The following is a 14,178-nucleotide window of genomic DNA, read 5'->3' as shown; positions in this document are numbered from 1 at the left end:
TCAGTCGACACCGAGCGCGATCCCCTCTTGGCGCGGGTCGGCCGCCCCGGAAAGCAGGCCGCGGTCATCGCGCGAGATGATCTGGGCACTGCCGCCCGCACCCAGTGCGGGCGCCACCACGACGCGGTGACCGGCGCCCGCCAGTTCGTCCCGAGCCGCAGGTGCCAGCGTCTCCTCCACCCTGAGCTCGGGCGGCGCGTCGAGTACATCGGCGTCGGAGCCGGGGAAGACGGTGAAGCGCGGCGCCGAGACCGCTTCGGCGGGATCGAGGCCGTGATCGAGCAGGTGGGAGAGCAACTGCATGTTCCACTGCACCTGCCCGTCTCCGCCCGGGGTGTTGCCGACGTGCAGCAGTTCTCCGGCGTCATCGGTGACGATCCACGCGTTGAGCGTGTGCAGCGGCTTGCGTCGCGGCGCCACTTCGTTGGGATGACCGGCGATCAGGTATGCCCCCCGACCGAGCCGGTTGTTGAGCACGACTCCGGTTCCGGGCACGGTGAACTTGGCTCCGAACGTGAATGCCAGCGAGTGGATGAAGCTGACCGCCCGGCCTTCGGCGTCGACCGCGACGGTGGAGGTGGTGTCGCCGGCGCGCACGTCGATGGGTGCACGCAGTTCACACCGGTCGTCGAGGTCGCGCCGCTGGGCGATCAGCCGCTCCGGTATCAGCACATCGCGCGCCCCGCCGTTGTCGCTGCCGCACAGGGCAAGACGATCGGCGAAGGACAGCCGAGCGGCGCGCGCCATCCGATCGACCGCATCCGCGCTCATCCAGCCCGAGAACCCGACGACGCCGTCGCACAGCGCCGCCTGCTGCAGCACCATCCAGCCCGGGGTGGGCAGTGGGGTCTGGTGCAGGACCGCGCCGGCATAGCGGCCGGTGATCGCGCCGTCGGCGGCCACCTGCGCCCCTGCGGTCCACTCGTCGCCGCTGAACGGCGCTCCCGCGGCGCGCAGCGCGTCCACGGCGCGTTGCGCGAATTCGCCGCGGTAGAAACTGAGCGGATCGCGGGCCAGGCCTCGGATGGTTGCGGCCAACTCCGACTGGGGCAACCGGGTGCCGACATGCGGTGGGGCGCCGGTGGACGCATACACCGCCCGCAGGTCGGCATCGGCGTCGATCGCGGTCAGCGCGGCAGCCACATCGCCGGCGGTGCGCGCCGAACATGCCAGTCCCGACTCGGCGCCGCGCGCCGCCGGCTCCCACAGTTCGGTCAGCGGCCGGGTGCCGCCACCGGCGTGAAGGGCGGCCAGCGCCGCGGGCGCACCCGGCACCGCGACTGCCAGCGCGCCGTCCAGCGGTATCGCCGACAACCCCTGCGCGGCATAGAAATCCGGTGTACCGCCATCGGGTCCGTAGCCGGAGCCGTTGACCGACCACACCCGTCCGTCGGGTTCCCGCACCAGCGCGAAGGCGTCGCCGCCGATGCCGCACTGACCCGGCAGCGTCAGCCAGGTCATCGCCGCCATGGCCAGGGTGGCGTCGATCGCGTTGCCGCCGTCGGCGAGCACCCGCACCCCGGCGAGGCTGGCGGCCGGGTGACTGGCGCTGACCATCCCACCGGTCGCCAGGGTCGGCGGGCGCACCCCGGTGCTGCTCATACCTGTCGACGCAGCCGTCGGGTCGGCCCGGCCGGGGTCTCGCCGGGTTCGACACCGACGAAAATCTCGCCCTCGCGTTCCTCGCACGGGAACGTCTTGATCGGCTCGGTGGCCGGCGGGCTGATCGGTTCACCCGTCTCAAGGTCGAAAGCGCTTCCGTGGCAGGAACATCCGATGCCGTCATCACGTAGTTTGCCCGATGACAGCAGGCAGTCCAGGTGGGTGCAGTAGTTGGAGGTGGCATATGCCTTACCGCGCAGCCTCGCGACGGCGAACTCGTGTTCGCCGGCGTAGAAGCGCCGCACTATCCCTTCGGGCACCTGACCGGACCTGGCCACCTTGACGAATTCCATTGTCACACTCCGTGTTCTTTTGCTTCTGGGTCAGATCGCGGGATTGAGGTAGACGGTCTTCTCCGTCAGGTAGAACTCCATCATCGACGCCCCGGCCTGCTCCTTGAACGTCGCGGTCGAGGACGCCTTGTAACCCCCGAACGGCGCGTTCATCGCCATTCCGGTGGTGGGCTGGTTGATCTTGACCAACCCGGTGCGGGAACGCCGCGCGAACATCTGCGCGACCGCGAGGTCACCGGTGACCATCGACGCCGACAACCCGAACTCGGTGGCGTTGGCCAGGTCCACCGCTTCCTCCAGCGATGCGGCGCGCTGCACCGCCAACAGCGGACCGAACACCTCCTCGTCGACGATGCGCATGCCCGGAGCCGCGTCGGTGAACACCGCGGGCCGCACGAAGTAACCACCCGGACTGTCGGGGACGTGCACCGCATCACCACCGCATCGCAGGGTGGCCCCGTCGTCGAGGCCAGCCCGGACATAATGGGTGAACTTGTCGAACTGCTCCCGGCTGGCCAGTGCGCCCATGTCGACGTCCCGACGATCGCCCGGTCCGACCCGAAGCGCCTCGGCCCTGGCCACGATCGCCTCGACGACGGCGTCGTGGTTGGCCTCGGTGACGATCACCCGGCTGGTGCCGGTGCAGGCCTGACCGGACAACCCGAACGCACCTTTGACGATCAACGCCGCCGCCCGCTCGGGATCCGCATCGCCGGCGACGACGACGGGGTTCTTTCCGCCCATCTCCAACTGCACCCTCCGGTGCGGCCCGGTCTGGCCGTGGATGAGCCGTCCGACGCGTGTCGAGCCGGTGAACGTCACCGCGGCGACGCGGTCGTCGGCGGCCACCGCCGCACCTGTTGCGCCGTCGCCGTGCACCAGCGCGATCGCATTCGGCGGCAGCCCACCGGCCAGCAGCGCCTCGACCAAACGCTGCCCCATCAGCGGCGTCAGTTCAGATGGTTTGAAGAGCACCGGATTACCCACCGCCAGTGCCGGACCCAGCTTGCGTGACGGAATGTTGAGCGGGAAGTTCCACGGGGTGATCGCACCGACCACACCGACGGGTTCGCGCAGGGTGTAGAGCAGTGTGTCGCCGGGGGCCGGATAGGTCGCGCCGCCGCAGCGGGTCGCCTCGGCGGCATAGAAGCGCAGGTTCATCGGTGTCCTGCTGACCTCCATGGTGGCCTCGGCCACCGTCTTGCCCTCTTCGCGAACCAACTCGCCGATCAGCTGGTCACTACGTGACTCCAGTTGGGCGGCAGCCGATTCCAGGATCGTCGCCCGGCGCTCCGGCGCGGTGCCGGCCCAGTCCGGGGCCGCTTTCTCCAGCACGTCGACCGCGACGCTGACATCCTCGACCGCCGAGGACGGAAAAGTGCCGATCACGTCATCGGGTTCGGCCGGGTTGCGGCGGGTGAACAGCGCCCCCGACGCCGCCGGCACCCAGTTGCCGTCGATGAAGTTCGCGCCCTCGATCATGCCCGCACCTCTTGTGTCATCAGCTCGTCGTCGTCTGCGTACGCGAGATCCCACAGGTCGGCGTCCTCGTCGCGCAGCACGGCGGGGTCGACCGTCCGTCCGAGCAATTCCCTTGCCACCGAGATGTCTTCGCCGCGCTCGACGCTGAATGCCCCACACAGCACGGCCTCGTCGAAGAAGAACGCGGTGAAGTCCAGACCGTCCTGATCACCGCGGATCACCGGGGCGTCCGAGGCGGTTCCGAGGAACTGCATGTTGCGGTCGAACTGATCCGTCCAGAACCAGTGCGGGTCGTCGTTGACGGTGTCGCGGCCCAGCATCGCACCGGCCACCGCGACGCCCTGGCGGCTGGCGTTGTCGAAATGCTCCACCCGGACGTGGCGGCCACTGCGCGCCGAGTAGCGCCGGGCGACGTCGCCGGCGGCATACACCCCGGCAACGCTGGTACGTCCCGCTGCGTCGACGACGATCCCGTCGTCGACCTGCAGCCCGGAGGCGGCTGCGGCCGCCACGTTGGGCGTGATGCCGATGCCGATGAGCACCGCGTCGGACTCCAGAGGTGCTGCCCCGCCGGCGATGTCGATCAGGACGTGATCGTCGGTGGTGCGGATGGCCGCGACCGCGGCGCCGGCCCGCAGATCGACGCCGTTGTCCCGATGCAGCGCGCTCACCAGCGTCCCCATCTGGGGGCCGAGGACCGCCGACAGCGGAATGCGCGCCGCCTCCAGCACGGTCACCGACACACCGGCCGCGGCTGCGGTGGCGGCGACTTCCAGACCGATGAAGCCGGCGCCGATCACGGCCAGCCGGCGACCGGGGGTCAGGTGCGGGGCCAGCCGCCGGGCATCGTCGAGTGTGCGGAGGTGGTGCACCAGGTCAGGTCGCGGACCGGGAACGGGCAACCGGCGTGGGCTGCCGCCGGTGGCGAACAACACCGCGTCGGCGTACAGCGGTGCGCGCCCGTCGAATTCGACACTGCGGGTCGTGGTGTCGACCCGCACGACCGTGGCCCCGGTGACGAGTTCGACGTCGTTGGCGGCGCGCCACGCCTCGGGCAGGATCCACAGCGCCTCCTCGGTGTCGGCGCCGGCCAGAAATTCCTTGGACAGCGGCGGACGTTGGTAGGGCGCATACGGTTCGTCGCCGATCAGCACGATGCGGCCGTCGAACCCGCCGCGGCGCAGGTTGCGCGCGGCCACGGCGGCGGTCTGGCCGGCGCCGATGGTGACGAAGGTGGGTCTGGTCACGTTCGCGCTTCCTCACTTGCCTGCGGTGCCGGCTGGGTACGGGGGTTGGGGTCGACGTAGACTGTGCCGCTGCCCTCGTCGACACGCACGGGGTAGGTGGGCTGGCAGCGGTCCTGGTCGGCCTCGTAGCCTGTCTCGAGGTCGAACTGCCACTGGTGACCGGGGCAGATCACCTTGCCGTGCAACAGAGTGCCCTTGAACAGCGAACGGTCCTGGTGCACGCACAGATCGGCGAAGGCGTACACCTTTGCGCCGGCCTGGAACAGTGCCAACGCGACACCGTCGACCTCGACGCGCAGCTTGCGCCGTCGGGCCAGTTCCCTGGTGGTGGCCACTGCTACCCACGGTGCGGACACCAGCACTCCTTCCTCGGGGATCTCTTCGAGATGGCCTAGACGCCGGCGGTTTCCAGTTCCGGGGCCACGTAGGTGTCGTAGAGACCCTTGGTGTAGGAGAAGCGCATCTCCGCGCCCCACCGCACCATCTGCAGGCAGCGCTGCTGCAGCTGCGGGGTGTCGGCGTGGTCGAGAACGATCTGGTAGCCCCGCTCACCGTGCACCACATCGGAGGTGATGTGCAGGTCGAAGAACTCGATCTCGTCTTCGGTGAACTTGTACACCTCGCGCAGCGGCACGATCTGCTTGGTGTAGATGCTCGGAACCTGCGATTCCAGCCCCACCACAAGGGCCGCGGTCGCGACGACGAAGTGTTCGCGCTGGGACACCGCGTAGCACCACGACTGCAGGCCGCGGGTGATGGCGTTCATGTTGTCGGGGTTCTCGATGCGTTCCTTGGTGGTGCCGCAGGCTTCGCCGAACTTGATCAGCAGGTCGGTGTGCCGGATGTCGGCGAGCTCTTCTTCGTACATGTTCTGTAGCGTGAAATCTTTTGCGCCGGTGAACTCGTCGGGGGTGTTGGCGTAGATGTTGGCCAGATAATCGGCGAAAGGTCCGACGTAGTGGTAGTGGTTCTCGGCCCAGCGGGCGAAGTGATGGCGCTCCAGCAGGCCCTCGGCCCACGCCTTGGAGAACGACGCGTTCTTGGCCTCCCGGCCTTTGATGGCGTTCTCCAGTTCGGCGCGAAACTCTTCGCGTCCCAGCAGTTCGGTCATGATCAGATCCTCTCGGTGATGGAGATGGGGTTACAGGTCGACGCTTCGATGCGAATCACGCACTGCGCCAATGACGTTAACGACTCTGATAGGGCGGTGGCCATGGACAACATCACCGGTGCGGGCCCGCTGACGGGTCATGGTGCACACCGTCAGCGACCGGCTGACGCCGAGGTCAGTGCGTCGAACTCGGCCAGGATGGCGGCCCCGACGGCCTTGTCCTGGGCGCCATTGCCGCCGCTGATCCCGACCCCGCCCACGATCTGGCCGTCGAAGACCAGCGGGAAGCCGCCCACGAAGATCGCGAACTTGCCGGGCAGCATGTGGCTGATACCGAACGCCTCGTTACCGGGCAGCGCCGGACCGTCCGGCGCCTCGTTGAACAGGTGGGTGGCGCGCTCATGGCCGGCCGCGGTGAACGCCTTGGCGATCGCGATGTCGACGCCGGTCAGCCGCGCTCCCGGAAGCCGATGCAGCGCAAGGACGTTACCTCCGTCATCGCAGACGCACAGGGTCTGCTTGACGCCGATCTCCTCGGCTTTGGCACGGCCCGCGGCCAGCAACGGCAGGGCGTCGTCGAGGGTGATCCGATAGATCTGGTGCATGTCGGGACTTGCTCCTCTGGTTGACACGGCGGAGATGTCCGCCTGAGGAGATGTCTACCGGGGCCGCCCCCCGGAAGCTCTGGTCAACATGGCTCCGTTCCGACCCGCATCAGGGTCAAACTGCACATAGTGTGGGAGCGGCGTCGGTGCGATCGTTGCAATGCGGTGGCCGCAGAACAGAGCAGGTGGGACATGGCACCAGAGCGACACGACGACAGCCGCATGACGGTGGCCGGGTTGCTCGACGAGTCCTTGATGTCGGGTGCTCATGTCGTCACCGGTTCCGAGCATCTGCAGGCCGAACTGCAGTGGGTATTGCCGCTGTCGGAAGTCATGTCGCGCCACGACCCCCTCGACGGGGTAGCGGTCTACGCCCGCCCGGAGGCGCTGCTCGGCAACACCGGCACGCTGGCGGCCCTGGCTGCCCGTGGAGCCACCACGCTGCTGGTCGACGGCAGCGTGCCGGCCGGCTTCGCCCCCGCCGCGGTGCCCGCGGGCATGGTGGTGGTCGAGACTGCTTTCCCCGTCGGGTTCTCCGCACTCAACCGGCTGCTGGCGGAACGGGCGCTCAACCAAGAAGTACACGTCATGCGCTACGCCACGCATGTGCATGCCTCGCTGGCCGGCCTCTTCCACCGCGGGGCCGGGCTTGCGCTGCTGGTGCGCGAGGTGTCCAACCTGGCAAAGAATCCGGCCATCGCCCTCGACGCCCGCGGCCAGGTGGTGGCCCACAACGGTTTTCCGGCCGAGACCGCCGCCGGCCTCACCGAGTCGATACTGCCCGAACTGACCACCGATCTCCCTGCTGGGGAACGGCTTTCCGCCCATCACGACACCAGGGTGACACCGTTGGAATGCCCGAACGGTGATCTGTGGACGGTGATCTCCACCGCGATCCGGCTCGGGAGAGCTTTCGAGGGCTGGGTTCTGGTGGTGGTACCGTCCGCCCGGCCCGGCGCTCACGATGTCGCCCGCCACATCGTCGTCACCGAACAGGCCACGGCGATCATCGGTTCGGAAATGCTCAGGCAGCACAGCGTCGAGGAAGCCGAGGAACGCGCCCGGGGTGACTTCGTGCAGGCGCTGGTCCACGGCCATTTCTCCAGCGAACACGACATGCGCGCCCGGGCCGAGTACCACGAGATCGACATCGACTCGCCATTCGGCGTGTTCGTCGCACCCGGCGCCGTCCCCCGCGGCGCGGACAACCCGACCGCGAGCATGGTTCGGCTTGCCCGCTACGCGGCCAACGTGGCCCCCGACCCGGCGGTGCGTTCCTACGTCACCGTGCTCGGGGATGTGCTCGTCGTGGTGCGGTCGCTGCGGGGCGACCCCGGAAGCGGCGACGACGCCGCGATGCGCCGGGAGATGGCGCACTACGCCGAGGCCATGGCCGACGAATTGCACAACCGGCGCGGCACCGCGGTCGCCGTGTCCTACGGCAGGCCCGCGCGGGGAGCCCAGGAGGTGTCGGGCAGCTACCGGGAGGCGCGTATCGCTCTCGGTATCGCGCGCCGGCTCGGTCTGACCGGGGCGGTGTCCTACCAGGATCTGCGCAGCTTCACAGTCCTCGCCGACGTCGCCGACAGCGAGCAGAGCCGGTCCCTGGTCGCCGACATCCTGGGTCCGCTGCGCACGGCGCCCGATCTGCTCGAGTTCCTGACCGGCTATCTGGCCCACGGCGGCAACGTCAACGCCACCGCGCGCGCCCTCAACGTGCACCGCAACACCATGCTGACCAAGCTCGACCGGGTGTCGCGGGCTGTCGGGCTCGACATCCGCGTGCCCGAGAACCAGTTCACGGTGTGGCTGGCGATCCGCCTCGACCTGCTCACCGAGGTGCATGCCGCCGTCGACCGCGAAGCACGCTTCCGGTGAACATCCGCGCGGCGCGCGACGTGGGATTCCGGCTCGATTCGCGCCTCAACTCTGTTGCATAGTTGCCGCACTGGTACCGCCGGACTTAGGAAATCGCTGCCAGCTCCTCGGAACAGACGATCGGCTGCAGCGTCATGGGTTGATCGCTACCCCGTAGGGGCCGATGAGTTCATAACTCCCGGCCGGTCTCATCTCGTGACACCCTAGGAAAGGCCGCTGCCATGCCGGAACTTCTCGTCGATTTCATCACCTCACTCGACGGCCACGCGTCGGGTCAGGGATGGCCCGGGTTCTGGGGCCTTGAGGGCCCGGAGTACCTCGCATGGCTTGGCGAGCAGCCCGACGCCACCTACCTGATGGGAGCCAACACCTATCGCCTGATGTCGGGCTTCGCCGCGGGAGAGGTCCCGAATGGCCAAGACGGGTTCAGGGCCGAAGAAGAGGCGTCCGTCGACGAGCTCACCCAAGCGCCCAAGGTGGTGTTCTCCTCCTCACTTGAGGAGCCGCTGACGTGGGCCAACTCCACGCTCGTCCGCGACGACGCCGTCGAGGCGGTCCGCGCCATGAAGTCGAGTGGCTCGGGGCCGCTCAGCACCATCGGCAGCCTCAGGCTGTGTCGGTCGTTGCTACAGGCCGGACTTGTCGACCGCTTCCGGGTTGTGGTGTTCCCGGTGATCACTGGGGCCACGGGCGAAGAACGCATCTACGAGGGCTATCCGGACATCGCCCTCGAGATGATGGAGCACCGCACCTTCGACGGCCGCATCCAGCTGGTCGAGTACAAGCCCCGTGTGCTGCAGCGCCCACCGCTCAGCACCCCTGTGTGAGCCCACTGCGGGCACTGTTCAGCAATGAGCTAGCGCGCGGGGGCCGGATCCGGACCGAGGAACGAACCGGCCAGACCGAGCACCCCGACGCCCGCCACCACCGAGAACGCCAGCACGAACCCCCCGGAGGTTCCGCCGGCCGCGAGCGCGATCGCGACCCAGGCCGCACCCATCGCCGAACCGCTGAACCGGATGAGGTTGTACAGGCCCAGGCCGGTGCCCTGGGCTCCGGCCGGCGACCGGGTGGCGCCGGTGGCGGCTGGGGTCTGAACGCCCGCGATCCCGACACCGACCAGCACCAGGATCGCGACCAGTCCCGCCAGCCCGTGCCCGCGACCGGCCAATCCGGTGGTGACCGCGACCGCCAGCCCGAGCTGGCCGGTGATCAACAGGCACAAACCGGTGCGCAGCACGCGCCGGGGCCCGAGCCGGTCCAGGTACCGTCCGACCAGCGGCCCCAACACCGTCATCGACACCGGGATGGCCAGCAGCACCAGCCCGGCCACCGATCCAGACCGCCCGCCGTTCACCAGGTACAGCGGCACCGCCAGCAGGGTGGCGCCGAGACTGAACATCAACGCGAACGCGGCCAGGGTGCTGCGCGCGAACCGTGCTTCGGCTACCAGTCGCACGTCGACGAACGGGTCCGCGGTGCGCAGGCAGTGCCAGACGAAGAGCACCAGCACCACGACCGCCACCGCGATCGCGGCCAGCACCGCAGCCGACGCACCGAATCTCGGGATCAGTGCGACCCCCAGGATCAGCAGCCCGGAGCCGACGGTCAGGGCGGTGGCGCCGACGACGTCGAAGCTCATCCGGGTCCCCGGGTAGCGCGGGATGTGACGCAGCGTGCCGATCAGTCCGGCCAGCGCGACCGGAACCAGCGGGACGAAAACCCAGCGCCATCCCCAGGCGTCGGCGACGACGCCGCCCATGGTGGGGCCTATGGCCTGACCGATGCCGTTCACCGAGGCCCAGGCGCCGACCGCACCCGCCCGGCGCTCACCGGCGAACAGCCAGGTCAGTAGCCCCATCACGGCGGGCCCGAGGGCCGAGGCCGCCATTCCGCCCGCACAGCGCCACATGATCAGCAGCTCGAGAGTCGGTGCGGTGGCTGCGCCCACGGCGCACACCGCGGTGCCGATCATCGACGCGCAGTAGACCCGGCGACGACCGAATCGGTCCCCGACCCAGCCGACGACGGGCATCGTCGCGGTAAACGTGAGCAGGAAGCCCACGACGATGAACACCCCGCTTTCCAGTGGGGCGTCGAAGTCGGCGAGGATCGCCGGCATCGGCACGTTGACGACGTTGTTGCTGACGGTGCCGACGAGCGTTCCGGACAGCAGCGCAGCGAGCGCCAACGGGGTGGCGCCGTCGTCGGGGGTGGACGGGTCTGCTGCGTCAGCGCGGTAGGTGTCGGTCATCTCTGCGGTGTCATCACGGTTCTCGGAAGGTTCGGGGTCACTCTCTCACCTACGCCGCGGCGGTGTGATCGTCCCTTCGGGTCACAGTGCACATCGGCAGTTCGCAGCCGGCGACACTGTGCACATCACTGTGCACACCACCGTGCGCACGGGCCTCCCGCCCGAATGTTTACCCGAGCGAAACGCCGGGACACGCGGCCGACAACCACGGAGCATATTGCACAGGAGGACTGTCACAGCGTTGTGCACTCTGTGCGTTGACCCACGCCCACAACGCGCCGAGCATTCCCCGAAACAAACTGCACAGCCCACGAGCAGTTGTGAGTGAAAGACCGGCGATGGATATACATCTGAACGCGGCGCACTGGATCTATCTGGCCGGCATCGTCGTCATCCTTGCCACGATGGCCCTGCGCAAGAACATCGTCGTGCCCGCCGTGGTCGCCACACTGCTGACCGCGTGGGTGTTCTCGGGCAGCATCATCACCGGCTTGTCGTCGATTTTCAACGCCAGCCTGGTCGCCGCGCACGAGCTGTTCAACATCTTCCTGATCATCGCGCTGGTCACCGCAATGCTCGGCGCGCTGCGCGAGATGGGCGCCGACCGATTGATGGTCACCCCGTTCCGTCACGTGATGCGGGCGGGCACAAGCAGTTTCGTGGTTCTCGCGGTGGTGACCTATGTCATCTCGTTGTTCTTCTGGCCCACTCCGGCGGTTCCGCTGGTGGGCGCGGTGCTCATCCCGGTCGCGATCCGCGCCGGCTTGAGTCCGCTGTCGGTCGGGATGGTCATCGCGATCGCCGGTCAGGGGATGGCGCTGTCGTCGGACTACATCATCAAGGTCGCCCCTGGCATCTCGGCGACCGCCGCCGGTGTCGACACCGACAGCGTGGCAGACAAAGCGATGGTGCTGTCGTTGATCGTGGGCCTGACCGCGCTGGTCATCACCTACCTCGTGCAGCGCCGCACCTGGCAGAAGCCATCACCCGATCTGCTGGTGGCGTGGGAGGACAAGGCCGACAAGTTCGGCATCGGCACCACTGCGCAGGACGGGCCCGCCGGGGGCACCCGCCCGGACCCCGACCTCACTCCCGATCCCGGTCCCGCGGGCGGCGGCACCGAAACCGCCGCGGCCAGCGCCCCCACCGCGACCATTGTCCGCGACACCTCGTCGATCGAGCTCGCGGATGCACCGAAAAGCCTGTCCGCCAAGGCTTTCGCAGTCCTCGTCCCGGCCGCGTACCTGGTGTTCATCGTGTACATGCTGCTGGGCAAGTTCACCGGTGTGGTGCCTCCGTTGCAGGGCGGGGACGCGGCAGGCATCGTCGGCGGGATCGCGGCGATGCTGCTGTTCGCCGCATGCCTGACCAACGACAAGCGGGCGTTCCTGGAGAGCTCGTCCACCCACATCGTCGACGGGCTGGTCTTCGCGTTCAAAGCGATGGGCATCGTGCTGCCGATCGCGGGCTTCTTCTTCATCGGCAACGGTGACTTCTCGGCGCGCATCCTCGGGATGTCCGAGGACGCCACCGGACCGGCACTGCTGTTCGATCTCATCAACGCCGGCCTGTCCCACGTCGCGCCCAACGCCTTCGTCGTTGCGTTCACGGTGCTGTTCGTCGGCCTCATCGCCGGCCTGGAAGGCTCCGGGTTCAGCGGGCTGCCCCTGACCGGATCGCTGTCGGGCGCGCTGGGCTCCGCCGCCGGGATGGATCCCTCGACGCTGGCCGCGATCGGCCAGATGGGCAACATCTGGTCCGGTGGCGGGACGCTGGTCGCCTGGTCCTCGCTGGTGGCGGTGGCCGGTTTCGCCCGGGTCCCGGTCCTCACCCTGGCCCGCAAGTGTTTCCTGCCCGTCATGGCCGGCCTGGTGCTGTCCACCCTGTTCGCCATTATCGTCTTCTGATGCGCGACTCTGCCGACGCCGACCGAGCACAGCTCACCGCGCTGGCGGCCACGGTCGCGCTGACGTTCGTCACCGGAGTCGTCGACGCGGTAGGTTTCCTGGCGCTAGACCGGGTGTTCACCGGCAACATGACCGGCAACATCGTGATCCTCGGCATGGGGGTGGCCGGCGCCGACGACCTGCCCGTGCTGGGCCCGGCCATCGCGCTGGCCGCGTTCACGGCCGCCGCCTACGGGGCCGGCCTGGTGCTGCGCGGCGGGCCCGGCCGCAAAGGGTGGCAGCACCGGGTGACGGCGCTGCTGGCGGTCGGGGCGGCGATCCTGTCCGCGCTCACCGTGGTCGCCGCGGTCACCGGCACTCACGCGTCGCCGGCGCTGCAGATCCTGATGGCGGCGGCCACCGCGGCGGTGATGGGTTCCCAGGCCATGGTCGCCCGCGCCGTCGCGGTCGCCGATATGACCACCGTCGTCGTCACCTCGACGCTGGCGTCGCTGGCCGGGGAGAGCTGGACCAGAGGGGGGCGCGGCGCGCTCTTCAACCGGCGCCTGACCGCCATCGTGGTGATCTTCGCCGGCGCCGTGGTCGGGGCCGCGTTGATCCGGGTCCACATCGCCGTGCCGTTCGGTCTGGCCGCGGCGACCACGGCGGCGGTGGCACTGGTGGGACACCTGCGGCTGTCTCCGCGATCTCTGCACACCACCTCCAGATAACGTCCAAGCAATGCCGCTCGGCGATGCGCAGGATGGCCACCGTGACCATCGCACCGATCGCCGAAGACACTGCCCAGCACCGCCAGATGCGCTGCACCGAGCGCGAATTCGAACACTGGGTACGGGCGCTGAGACCCGCCCTGCACCGCAGGGCGTACTCCTCCACCCGCAACTCGGCCGAAGATGATGTGCTGTGCGACATCCCCGTACCCGGGCTTGTCACCGCGCTGGCCGCGCTGCCGGAACCGATGCGGCTGGCGGTGTACTACACCGCCGTGCAGGGACTGACCTACCGTGAGGCTGCGGTGGCGATGGGCGTCCCAAAGGGCACGGTGATGTCCCGTAACCACCGCGGCCGGGCACGCCTGCGCCGCAGCCTCACTCGTCAGGGCAGGGCGATCTCGAAGTCCCCGGTCATCAGCGCCGCCGCATCGTCGAACCCGGCGGTGCCCACCGGGGCTTCGACGTACACCGCGACCAGATAGTTCTGTCCCCCACTGGGTACGTGCACGATGCGTGCCCGGTACTGAACCGACCCGACCCGGTCGGCACCGTCGGTCAGCATCCCCATCACCTTCTGACCGCTGTAGCCGCAGACGTCTCCGGGCAGCAGGCTGACGGTACTGACGACGGCCTGCGCGGTGAGGTCCTCGACATAGGTCCGAAACGCCGCCTCGGCCTCGGGCGCAGCCGCCACGATCGTGACCGTGGCCCACATCCCGTCCGGCCCGTCGACTCGGGCACCGTCGGGTGCGGAAGCCATCGACCAGCCGTCGGGGACTCCGACGGTCGCGGTGGGCGCCGACGGATCAGAGCTTTCTGCGCGCACCTGAACCGGGGCCGGGTCAACCGGTGCACACACCCCGGGGGCCGACGTACCGGGGGCCGACGCGGGCGGCGTACCGGCGGGCGGCGCGACAGACGTGCTGGTTCGCTCGGCGGTCGGGGTACCGTCGTTGCTGCGCGAGCAGGCCGGCGCGCACAGCAGCGCGCACACCGCCAGCACCGCGACCACAGCGCCCCGCACGG

The 14,178-nt window shown here is 68.9% G+C and carries 14 protein-coding genes; 5 read left to right on the top strand and 9 right to left on the bottom strand.

Going from position 1 to position 14,178, the window contains the following annotated elements; all coding sequences use genetic code 11:
• The 7 genes from ACNUDN_RS05605 to ACNUDN_RS05575 all read right to left on the bottom strand — a co-directional run bounded on the left by ACNUDN_RS05605 (nt 1) and on the right by ACNUDN_RS05575 (nt 6,400).
• Entirely contained in the window at nt 1–1,602 is a 1,602-nt protein-coding gene (locus tag ACNUDN_RS05605; RefSeq protein WP_419121030.1) for a gamma-glutamyltransferase family protein, read from the bottom strand.
• Nucleotides 1,599–1,955, bottom strand: a complete 357-nt coding sequence (locus ACNUDN_RS05600) for a Rieske (2Fe-2S) protein (RefSeq protein WP_419121029.1) — start codon at nt 1,953–1,955, stop codon at nt 1,599–1,601. The genes ACNUDN_RS05605 and ACNUDN_RS05600 overlap by 4 nt, the downstream gene beginning before the upstream one ends.
• A 30-nt stretch (nt 1,956–1,985) precedes the next feature.
• Nucleotides 1,986–3,437, bottom strand: coding sequence for an aldehyde dehydrogenase family protein (locus tag ACNUDN_RS05595; RefSeq protein WP_419121028.1), 1,452 nt, complete (start codon nt 3,435–3,437; stop codon nt 1,986–1,988).
• Nucleotides 3,434–4,684, bottom strand: a complete 1,251-nt coding sequence (locus ACNUDN_RS05590; protein WP_419121027.1) for an NAD(P)/FAD-dependent oxidoreductase — start codon at nt 4,682–4,684, stop codon at nt 3,434–3,436. Before ACNUDN_RS05590 ends, ACNUDN_RS05595 begins: the two co-directional genes overlap by 4 nt.
• Complete coding sequence (locus ACNUDN_RS05585) at nt 4,681–5,040, bottom strand: Rieske (2Fe-2S) protein (RefSeq protein WP_419121026.1); 360 nt, start codon at nt 5,038–5,040, stop codon at nt 4,681–4,683. Before ACNUDN_RS05585 ends, ACNUDN_RS05590 begins: the two co-directional genes overlap by 4 nt.
• 35 nt (nt 5,041–5,075) lie before the next feature.
• A complete protein-coding gene (locus ACNUDN_RS05580) occupies nt 5,076–5,795 on the bottom strand; it encodes an iron-containing redox enzyme family protein (RefSeq protein ID WP_419121025.1) in 720 nt (239 codons plus the stop codon).
• Nucleotides 5,796–5,947: 152 nt separating this feature from the next.
• On the bottom strand, nt 5,948–6,400 hold the full coding sequence (locus tag ACNUDN_RS05575) for a GlcG/HbpS family heme-binding protein (protein WP_419121024.1): 453 nt from the start codon (nt 6,398–6,400) through the stop codon (nt 5,948–5,950).
• A gap of 192 nt (nt 6,401–6,592) precedes the next feature.
• On the opposite strand from ACNUDN_RS05575, the gene ACNUDN_RS05570 reads away from it, so the two are divergent.
• Nucleotides 6,593–8,278 carry a PucR family transcriptional regulator gene (locus ACNUDN_RS05570; RefSeq protein ID WP_419121023.1) on the top strand — a complete coding sequence of 562 codons (1,686 nt, stop codon included), beginning with the start codon at nt 6,593–6,595 and terminating at the stop codon, nt 8,276–8,278.
• A gap of 221 nt (nt 8,279–8,499) precedes the next feature.
• On the top strand, nt 8,500–9,105 hold the full coding sequence (locus tag ACNUDN_RS05565) for a dihydrofolate reductase family protein (RefSeq protein ID WP_419121022.1): 606 nt from the start codon (nt 8,500–8,502) through the stop codon (nt 9,103–9,105).
• A gap of 29 nt (nt 9,106–9,134) precedes the next feature.
• Here ACNUDN_RS05565 and ACNUDN_RS05560 read toward each other — a convergent pair whose 3' ends face one another.
• Nucleotides 9,135–10,532 carry an MFS transporter gene (locus ACNUDN_RS05560; protein WP_419121021.1) on the bottom strand — a complete coding sequence of 466 codons (1,398 nt, stop codon included), beginning with the start codon at nt 10,530–10,532 and terminating at the stop codon, nt 9,135–9,137.
• Between the two features lie 338 nt (nt 10,533–10,870).
• On the opposite strand from ACNUDN_RS05560, the gene ACNUDN_RS05555 reads away from it, so the two are divergent.
• The 3 genes from ACNUDN_RS05555 to ACNUDN_RS05545 are packed head-to-tail and all read left to right on the top strand — an operon-like array spanning nt 10,871 to nt 13,634.
• Nucleotides 10,871–12,439 (top strand): hypothetical protein, encoded by a 1,569-nt coding sequence (locus tag ACNUDN_RS05555; protein ID WP_419121020.1) that lies wholly within the window; start codon nt 10,871–10,873, stop codon nt 12,437–12,439.
• Entirely contained in the window at nt 12,439–13,149 is a 711-nt protein-coding gene (locus tag ACNUDN_RS05550; protein WP_419121019.1) for a YoaK family protein, read from the top strand. Before ACNUDN_RS05555 ends, ACNUDN_RS05550 begins: the two co-directional genes overlap by 1 nt.
• Before the next feature lie 32 nt (nt 13,150–13,181).
• Complete coding sequence (locus ACNUDN_RS05545) at nt 13,182–13,634, top strand: sigma factor-like helix-turn-helix DNA-binding protein (protein WP_419121018.1); 453 nt, start codon at nt 13,182–13,184, stop codon at nt 13,632–13,634.
• Here ACNUDN_RS05545 and ACNUDN_RS05540 read toward each other — a convergent pair.
• Entirely contained in the window at nt 13,535–14,176 is a 642-nt protein-coding gene (locus tag ACNUDN_RS05540; protein WP_419121017.1) for a hypothetical protein, read from the bottom strand. The two genes, ACNUDN_RS05545 and ACNUDN_RS05540, sit on opposite strands and share 100 nt — an antisense overlap.
• Nucleotides 14,177–14,178 lie beyond the last annotated feature (2 nt).

Source organism: Mycobacterium sp. smrl_JER01 (genome assembly GCF_048513595.2).
GTDB lineage: Bacteria > Actinomycetota > Actinomycetes > Mycobacteriales > Mycobacteriaceae > Mycobacterium.
The sequence above is the reverse complement of the archived record's forward strand: the minus strand, read 5'-3'. Positions and strand labels throughout refer to the sequence as shown.

What these genes read in the sequence shown, in the direction of transcription:
- ACNUDN_RS05605 (WP_419121030.1), bottom strand. Translation starts at nt 1,602, where the DNA reads ATGAGCAGCACCGGGGTGCGCCCGCCGACCCTGGCGACCGGTGGGATG.
- ACNUDN_RS05600 (WP_419121029.1), bottom strand. Translation starts at nt 1,955, where the DNA reads ATGGAATTCGTCAAGGTGGCCAGGTCCGGTCAGGTGCCCGAAGGGATA.
- ACNUDN_RS05595 (WP_419121028.1), bottom strand. Translation starts at nt 3,437, where the DNA reads ATGATCGAGGGCGCGAACTTCATCGACGGCAACTGGGTGCCGGCGGCG.
- ACNUDN_RS05580 (WP_419121025.1), bottom strand. Translation starts at nt 5,795, where the DNA reads ATGACCGAACTGCTGGGACGCGAAGAGTTTCGCGCCGAACTGGAGAAC.
- ACNUDN_RS05575 (WP_419121024.1), bottom strand. Translation starts at nt 6,400, where the DNA reads ATGCACCAGATCTATCGGATCACCCTCGACGACGCCCTGCCGTTGCTG.
- ACNUDN_RS05570 (WP_419121023.1), top strand. Translation starts at nt 6,593, where the DNA reads ATGGCACCAGAGCGACACGACGACAGCCGCATGACGGTGGCCGGGTTG.
- ACNUDN_RS05565 (WP_419121022.1), top strand. Translation starts at nt 8,500, where the DNA reads ATGCCGGAACTTCTCGTCGATTTCATCACCTCACTCGACGGCCACGCG.
- ACNUDN_RS05560 (WP_419121021.1), bottom strand. Translation starts at nt 10,532, where the DNA reads ATGACCGACACCTACCGCGCTGACGCAGCAGACCCGTCCACCCCCGAC.
- ACNUDN_RS05555 (WP_419121020.1), top strand. Translation starts at nt 10,871, where the DNA reads ATGGATATACATCTGAACGCGGCGCACTGGATCTATCTGGCCGGCATC.
- ACNUDN_RS05550 (WP_419121019.1), top strand. Translation starts at nt 12,439, where the DNA reads ATGCGCGACTCTGCCGACGCCGACCGAGCACAGCTCACCGCGCTGGCG.
- ACNUDN_RS05545 (WP_419121018.1), top strand. Translation starts at nt 13,182, where the DNA reads ATGGCCACCGTGACCATCGCACCGATCGCCGAAGACACTGCCCAGCAC.